Origin of the sequence: Pseudomonas sp. LAM2023 (assembly GCF_016620375.1) — a bacterium.
GTDB lineage: Bacteria > Pseudomonadota > Gammaproteobacteria > Pseudomonadales > Pseudomonadaceae > Aquipseudomonas > Aquipseudomonas anuradhapurensis.
On sequence record NZ_JAENHV010000031.1, the window covers coordinates 1 to 1597 of the forward strand.

The window sequence follows — 1597 nt, forward strand, 5'->3', positions numbered from 1 at the left end:
GATGACCAGTTTCACTGCTGGTTAATCAGGCTAAGGTAAAATTTGTGAGTTCTGCTCGAAAGAGCAACATGCGAATTTTCGGCGAATGTCGTCTTCACAGTATAACCAGATTGCTTGGGGTTATATGGTCAAGTGAAGAAGCGCATACGGTGGATGCCTTGGCAGTCAGAGGCGATGAAAGACGTGGTAGCCTGCGATAAGCTTTGGGGAGTCGGCAAACAGACTGTGATCCAGAGATCTCTGAATGGGGGAACCCACTCAGCACAAGCTGAGTATCTTGTACTGAATACATAGGTGCAAGAGGCGAACCAGGGGAACTGAAACATCTAAGTACCCTGAGGAAAAGAAATCAACCGAGATTCCCTTAGTAGTGGCGAGCGAACGGGGACCAGCCCTTAAGTTGATTTGAGATTAGTGGAACGCTCTGGAAAGTGCGGCCATAGTGGGTGATAGCCCCGTACACGAAAATCTCTTGTCAATGAAATCGAGTAGGACGGAGCACGAGAAACTTTGTCTGAACATGGGGGGACCATCCTCCAAGGCTAAATACTACTGACTGACCGATAGTGAACCAGTACCGTGAGGGAAAGGCGAAAAGAACCCCGGAGAGGGGAGTGAAATAGAACCTGAAACCGTATGCGTACAAGCAGTGGGAGCCTACTTTGTTAGGTGACTGCGTACCTTTTGTATAATGGGTCAGCGACTTATATTCAGTGGCGAGCTTAACCGAATAGGGGAGGCGTAGCGAAAGCGAGTCTTAATAGGGCGTTTAGTCGCTGGGTATAGACCCGAAACCGGGCGATCTATCCATGGGCAGGTTGAAGGTTAGGTAACACTGACTGGAGGACCGAACCGACTACCGTTGAAAAGTTAGCGGATGACCTGTGGATCGGAGTGAAAGGCTAATCAAGCTCGGAGATAGCTGGTTCTCCTCGAAAGCTATTTAGGTAGCGCCTCATGTATCACTCCAGGGGGTAGAGCACTGTTTCGGCTAGGGGGTCATCCCGACTTACCAAACCGATGCAAACTCCGAATACCTGGAAGTGCCGAGCATGGGAGACACACGGCGGGTGCTAACGTCCGTCGTGAAAAGGGAAACAACCCAGACCGTCAGCTAAGGTCCCAAAGTCATGGTTAAGTGGGAAACGATGTGGGAAGGCTTAGACAGCTAGGAGGTTGGCTTAGAAGCAGCCACCCTTTAAAGAAAGCGTAATAGCTCACTAGTCGAGTCGGCCTGCGCGGAAGATGTAACGGGGCTCAAACCATGCACCGAAGCTACGGGTGTCATCTTTGATGACGCGGTAGAGGAGCGTTCTGTAAGCCTGTGAAGGTGAGTTGAGAAGCTTGCTGGAGGTATCAGAAGTGCGAATGCTGACATGAGTAACGACAATGCGAGTGAAAAACTCGCACGCCGAAAGACCAAGGTTTCCTGCGCAACGTTAATCGACGCAGGGTTAGTCGGTCCCTAAGGCGAGGCTGAAAAGCGTAGTCGATGGAAAACAGGTTAATATTCCTGTACTTCCAGTTATTGCGATGGAGGGACGGAGAAGGTTAGGCCAGCCTGGCGTTGGTTGTCCAGGTTTAAGGTGGTAGGCTG

Annotated in this window: 1 rRNA gene; it reads left to right on the forward strand. The window is 50.6% G+C overall.

What is annotated here, in order from left to right:
- Positions 1-126: 126 nt before the first annotated feature.
- Positions 127-1597, forward strand: a 23S ribosomal RNA gene (locus tag JKP78_RS19810); the annotation flags it as partial.